We start from the raw sequence: 5,868 nt of genomic DNA, 5'->3' as shown, positions 1-5,868 counted from the left end.
ACATACATTAGCGAATACGGGTCTCGGTCGCCGGATCGAAGAACACCGCCTTTGTCAGGTTGAAGGCGAGCGGCGTGTTGGTGCCCGGCTGAATGTTGGCGTCGGCGCGCAGCCGCGCCACCACGCCCTTGCCGCCGAGATTGGTGACGGCGAAGGTGTCCGAACCTGCCGGCTCGACGACCTCGATGTGACAGTCCGCGGTTGCGATGTGCGAGGCGTTGCGCTCGGCACCTTCCGGATCGGTCAGGGCTTCGGGACGGACACCGAAGATGATCGGCTTGCCCTGGAATGCCGACAGGCCCGCCGGCGCATTGGCCATCGGCAGGTTGATCGGCTCGCGCGCCTCGCGCTGCAGCACGACGGACAACGCATTGCCTGACGTACCGATCGTCGCCGGGATCAGGTTCATCGCCGGCGAGCCCATGAAGTCGGCGACGAAGAGATTGCTCGGGTTGTTGTAGATTTCGGCCGGCGTGCCGAACTGCTGCACCTCGCCATCCCGCATGACCGCGATCTTGGTCGCCAGCGTCATCGCCTCGATCTGGTCGTGGGTGACGTAGACGATGGTGGTGCCGGTGGTGGCATGCAGGCGCTTGATCTCGATGCGCATGTCGACGCGCAGCTTGGCGTCGAGGTTGGACAAAGGCTCGTCGAAAAGGAACAGTTTGGGGTCGCGCACCAGCGCCCGGCCCATGGCGACGCGCTGGCGCTGGCCGCCCGAAAGCTGGCTCGGCTTGCGCTGCAAGAGGTGGCCGATCTGCAGCACCTTGGCCACCTTGTCGATCGCCTTCTGGCGCTCCGCCGCCGGCACGCCGCGCATCTCCATGCCGAAGGAGATGTTTCCGGCCACCGTCATGTTCGGGTAGAGCGCATAGCTCTGGAACACCATGGCGATGTCGCGCTTGGAGGGGTGCAGATCGTTGATGGCGCGGCCGTCGACCCGGATTTCGCCCGAGGTGATCGTCTCCAGGCCGGCGATGGTGTTGAGCAAAGTGGACTTGCCGCAGCCGGAAGGGCCGACCAGCACCAGGAAACCGCCTTTCTCGAGCTCGACATCGATCCCTTTCAGGATCTCGACCTGGCCGAAGCGCTTTCTCAGACCATCAATTTCCAGAAAAGCCATCAGATCATCCTTTGACGGCGCCAGCCATGAGACCGCGCACGAAGTAGCGGCCGGCGAGCACATAGACGAGAAGGGTGGGCAGTGCCGCGATCATCGCGGCGGCCATGTTGACGTTGTATTCGACGACGCCGGTCGAGGTGTTGACGACGTTGTTGAGCGCCACCGTCATCGGCATCGCGTCGCCGGTGCCGGCGTAAGCCGAGGCGAACAGGAAGTCGTTCCAGATGTTGGTGAACTGGTAGATGACGGTGACGACGAAAATCGGCATCGAGTTCGGCAGCATGATGCGGCGGAATATCTGGAAGAAGGAGGCGCCGTCGACCTGTGCCGCCTTGACCAGTTCGGTCGGAAACGCCTCGTAGTAGTTGCGGAAGAACAGCGTGGTGAAGCCGATGCCGTAGACGACGTGGACGAAGACCAGGTTGACCGTCGGGTTGCCGAGACCGAAGCTCGTTCCGACCGAGTTCTGCAGTGTGACGCCGAAGCGGCCGAGGCTGCCGAGGATGGTCGCCATCGGCAACAGCACCGACTGGAACGGAATGAAGCAGGCAAACAGCATCAGCCCGAACACCAGCGTTGCGCCGCGGAAACGCCATTTCGTCAGCACGTAGCCGTTCAGCGCGCCCAGCATGGTCGAGATCAGAACGGCCGGAACCACCATCTTGATGGAGTTCCAGAAATAGCCCTTGATGCCGGCGCAGGTGAGGCCGACGCAGGTCTCGCCCCACGCCTTCAGCCACGGGTCGAAGGTCGGCGCCTTGGGCAGCGCCAGCATGTTGCCGTTCTGGATCTCGTCCATGGTCTTGAACGAGGTCACCAGCATGACGAACAGCGGCATCAGGTAAAACAGCGCAAACAGCGCCAGCAGCCCGTAGATGACGATGCGGTTGAGGGTCTTGACGTTGACGCCGCCGGAGGCCTGGCGGGCGGGAGTGGTGACGGCGCTCATCGCGGCTTCTCCCGCAGTTCCGAATAGAGATAGGGCACGATGATGGCGACGATGGTCATCAGCATGATCACCGCACTGGCCGAGCCGACGGCCATTTCGTTGCGCTTGAACGTGTACTCATACATGAAGTTGGACGGCAGCCACGCCGAGCCGCCGGGCCCGCCGCTGGTCAGTGCGACCACGAGATCGTAGGACTTGATGGCGAGGTGCGCGAGCACGATGAAGGCCGACAGGAAGATCGGCCGCAGCAGCGGGATGACGATGCGGCGATAGAGCTGGAAGTTGGTGGCGCCGTCGATCTGCGCCGCCTTCATGATCTCGCCGTCGATGCCGCGCAGGCCGGCCAGGAACATCGCCATGATGAAGCCGGAGGCCTGCCAGACGCCGGCAATGACCACCGTGTAGATGACGAAATCCTTATTCTTGATCCAGTCGAAATGGAAGCTCGTCCAACCCCATTGATGCAAGGTCTGCTCGAGACCGAGGCCGGGATCGAGGAACCATTTCCAGGCGACGCCGGTGACGATGAAGGACAGCGCCATCGGATAGAGATAGATCGGCCTCAACACGCCTTCGCCGCGGATCTTCTGGTCGAGCAGGATGGCCAGGAACAGGCCGAGCGCCAGGCAGATTGCGATGTAGAGGAAACCGAAAATACCCATATTGGTGATCGACGTGTACCAGCTCGACGGCGGGTCTGTGTCGAAGGTCCAGCCCCACAGCCGCTGATAGGCGCGCGAGCCGGTTAGGACATAGGACGGGAAGGTCTTGGAATTGGTGAAGGACAGATAGATCGTCCACAGGATGAAGCCGTAGACGAAGACGATGGTGATGGCGAAGCTCGGCGCCAGCACGATCTTCGGCAATGCGTCCTGCAGGCGCGAGCGCACCGAGGCGCGTGGCCGCGCATGCTCCGGCGTCAGCTTGATCTGGCTTGTCGCTACCGTGCTCATGGGGCTCCTCCCGTCGACTCGCGGCCAACCAGCTTCGCGGATCTATGTTCGCGGATCTGGGCCTTCCCCGCCGGAGCGGGGAAGGCGTTTTTGGCGCGTGGCGCTTACTTGGCGTCGTCGATCGCCTTGACCAGCTCGGTCACGGCTTCGTCCGAGGTCTTGATCTGACCATGGACGAACTTCGAAACGACGTCCTTGTAGGCATTGGCGACTGCCGGAGGCGCGCCATAACCCTGGGCCAGCGAGCCGAACAGCGTGCCGCCTTCATTGGCTGCCTTCAGGTCGGCGATGCCCTTCTTGCCGCAAGCGTCGAAGTCGGTGTCCGGAACGTCGGTACGGGCCGGAACCGAACCCTTGACGACGTTGAAGGCCGACTGGAAGCTCTTCGACAGGGTGGCGGTGGCCAGTGCGACCTGGGCGGCCTTGCGGTCGTCGGGAACATTGAACATGCCGAACATGTCGGAGTTGTAGATCACCGAGCCGTCGGTGCCCGGGAAGCGATAGCACAGGAAGTCGGTGCCCGGGGTCTTGTTGGCGGCGTGGAACTCGCCCTTCGCCCAGTCGCCCATGACCTGCACCAGGGCATCGCCCTTGATGACCATGGCGGTGGCAAGGTTCCAGTCGCGGCCCGAGAAGTTGGGGTCGACATAGGTGACGAGCTTGGCCAGATTGTCGAACGACTTCTTCATCGTGTCGGACTTCAGGGACTCGTCATCGAGGTCGTTGAAGGCCTTCTTGTAGAACTCGGGTCCGCCGGTCGACAGCACGACGGAGTCGAACATGGTGGCTTCCTGCCAGTTCTGGCCGCCGAGAGCGAGCGGGATCACGCCTGCCGCCTTGGCCTTGTCGAGCAGGGCAACGAAGTCGTCGAAGGTCTTCGGCTCGGTGCCGCCGATCTTGTCCAGGACGGCCTTGTTGATCCACAGCCAGTTGACCGAGTGAACGTTGACCGGCGCCGCGACCCACTTGCCGTCATAGACCGAAAACTTCTGCAGGGCTGCCGGAACGGACTTGTCCCAGCCTTCCTTCTTCGCCGTTTCGGTCAGGTCGCCCATGACGCCGGCGGCTGCATAGTCGAGCACGGTGTAGCCGAGCATCTGCGAGGCGGTCGGATAATTGCCGGCCGCGACCATCGCCTTCAGCGCGGTCATGGCGGCATCGCCGCCGCCGCCGGCCACCGGCACGTCCTTCCAGGCATAGCCTTCCTTGGCCAGATCACCCTTGAGGACGTTGAGAGCAGCCGCTTCGCCGCCCGAGGTCCACCAATGCAGCATCTGGACTTCCTTGACGTCCTCGGCGTGGGCCGCGAAAGCCAGGCCCGACGCGAGAGCCGTTCCGATAAGCAGTTTGCGCAACATGTACTTCCTCCCTTGTTGCATTACACGACCGGCGGATGCCGCCGGGTTCTTCTCAACTCAGCCGACCCACCACCCGGTGCGCTGGCCGCGATGAAACTGGATTGTCTTTTCCTCGGTATAATCCTCGACGGCGCGTTTGCCGAGTTCGCGTCCGAGACCGGACTGCTTGTAGCCTCCGAAAGGCAGCTCGGGATAACCTTCCATGAACGTGTTCACCCAAACGGTTCCCGAACGCACGCCGCGCGCGACCGACATGCAAGTGTCGATGCTGGCGCTCCACACGCCTGCCGACAAACCATAGGGCGTGTTGTTGGCGATGTGCAACGCCTTTTCAATCGATTCAAAAGTCAGCACCGAGAGCACCGGGCCGAACACTTCCTCGCGCGCTATGGCCATGTCCTCGGTGACGCCGCGGATGATGGTGGGATCGAGGTATTGACCGATATTGGAGGCCAATTGCTTGCCTCCGCTGTAGATGCTGCTGCCCTCGGTCGCGGCTGCCGCAACGTAACCGGCAACCTTGGCCAAATGGTCGGACGAGATCATCGCGCCGACCTTGGTTTGGTCATCGAGCGGATCGCCGACCGTGACCCTGGCGGCAAGCGCCTTGACGGCGCTGAGAAAATCGTCGGCGATCGCCTCGTGCACGATCAGCCGGCTGCCGGCATTGCAGCACTCGCCGGCATTGAAGAAGCCGCCGAACACCGCCGCATCGGCGGCCGCTTCGAGGTCGGCGTCCTGGAAGACGATCTGGCCGTTCTTGCCGCCGAGCTCCATCGAGACTTTCTTCAGCGACTGCGCGGCGGATGCCATCGTCATCTTGCCGACGCGGGTGGAGCCGGTGAACGAGACCATTTCGACCAGCGGGTGGCTGACCATCGGCGCACCGACATCGGCGCCAAGTCCGGCCAGGATATTGACGACGCCGGCGGGCAGGCCGGCCTGCATCAGGATGTCGCCGAGCACGAAGGTCGAGGCCGAGGTCATTTCGCTCGGCTTGACCACCGCCGTGCAGCCGGCGGCGAGCGCGAAGGGCAGTTTCTGGCTGACGATCAGGAACGGGAAATTCCACGGGGTGATGATCGAGACGACGCCGATCGGTTCGCGCAGGACGACACCCAGCATGGCGTCGCCGAGATTGGCGTAGGTTTCACCATGCAGGGTGCGGGCAAGCGAGGCGGCATAGCGCCAGATGTCGACGGCGCCGCCGATCTCGCCGCGTGCCTGGGCGATCGGTTTGCCCGATTCCAGTGCGTCGAGCCGGGCGATGTCTTCCAGCCGGCCCTCGATCAGATCAGCTGCCTTGAGCAGGATCCCGGCACGTTCGGCCGCCTTCATGCGCGGCCATGGACCCGTTTCGAAAGCCCTGTGGGCGGCAAGCACAGCGGCTTCCACTTCGGCCTCACCGGCCTGCGCATAGTGCGAGACGGTGAAGCCGTGGCCGGGGCTGTTTCGAGCAATCGTGCGGCCGTCGCGGGCATCGAC

At 63.2% G+C, this 5,868-nt stretch carries 5 protein-coding genes; all 5 read right to left on the bottom strand.

Going from position 1 to position 5,868, the window contains the following annotated elements; all coding sequences use genetic code 11:
* Nucleotides 1–7: 7 nt before the first annotated feature.
* Nucleotides 8–1,123 (bottom strand): ABC transporter ATP-binding protein, encoded by a 1,116-nt coding sequence (locus EN879_RS21715; RefSeq protein WP_013529698.1) that lies wholly within the window; start codon nt 1,121–1,123, stop codon nt 8–10.
* 4 nt (nt 1,124–1,127) lie between these two features.
* A complete protein-coding gene (locus EN879_RS21710; protein ID WP_027161386.1) occupies nt 1,128–2,072 on the bottom strand; it encodes a carbohydrate ABC transporter permease in 945 nt (314 codons plus the stop codon).
* On the bottom strand, nt 2,069–3,025 hold the full coding sequence (locus EN879_RS21705; protein WP_063168956.1) for a sugar ABC transporter permease: 957 nt from the start codon (nt 3,023–3,025) through the stop codon (nt 2,069–2,071). The genes EN879_RS21710 and EN879_RS21705 overlap by 4 nt, the downstream gene beginning before the upstream one ends.
* 104 nt (nt 3,026–3,129) lie before the next feature.
* Entirely contained in the window at nt 3,130–4,383 is a 1,254-nt protein-coding gene (locus tag EN879_RS21700) for an ABC transporter substrate-binding protein (protein WP_013529701.1), read from the bottom strand.
* Nucleotides 4,384–4,440: 57 nt separating this feature from the next.
* On the bottom strand, nt 4,441–5,868 hold a 1,428-nt coding region (locus tag EN879_RS21695; RefSeq protein WP_127274239.1), incomplete at its 5' end, for an aldehyde dehydrogenase family protein.

Origin of the sequence: Mesorhizobium sp. M7A.F.Ca.AU.002.02.1.1 (assembly GCF_003998535.1) — a bacterium.
Classification (GTDB): domain Bacteria; phylum Pseudomonadota; class Alphaproteobacteria; order Rhizobiales; family Rhizobiaceae; genus Mesorhizobium; species Mesorhizobium ciceri.
The sequence above is the reverse complement of the archived record's forward strand: the minus strand, read 5'-3'. Positions and strand labels throughout refer to the sequence as shown.